Below are 333 nucleotides of genomic sequence, written 5' to 3' on the forward strand. Positions count from 1 at the left end.
GGGATTACTGGTCCAACCGGTCCACAAGGCCCGACAGGACCTCAAGGGCCAAGGGGGTTACAAGGTCCAATGGGAGAGATGGGCCCGACAGGACCTCAAGGAGTACAAGGAATTCAAGGACCCGTTGGGTCAATAGGTGCAACGGGACCAGAAGGACAGCAGGGGCCACAAGGATTAAGGGGACCACAGGGAGAAACTGGAGCGACAGGACCTCAAGGAGTGCAAGGATTGCAAGGTCCAGCTGGTCCAACCGGAGCGACAGGAGCACAAGGTATACAAGGTATACAGGGATTACAAGGGCCCATTGGAGCTACCGGGCCAGAGGGACCACAA

Annotated in this window: 1 pseudogene; it reads left to right on the top strand. The window is 57.4% G+C overall.

The annotated features are described in order from the left end of the window. Positions 1-333, top strand: a pseudogene (locus MR079_RS28595) (collagen-like protein); the annotation flags it as partial.

Source organism: Bacillus cereus group sp. BfR-BA-01381 (assembly GCF_022663555.1).
In the GTDB taxonomy this organism is placed as follows: Bacteria; Bacillota; Bacilli; order Bacillales; family Bacillaceae_G; genus Bacillus_A; species Bacillus_A pacificus.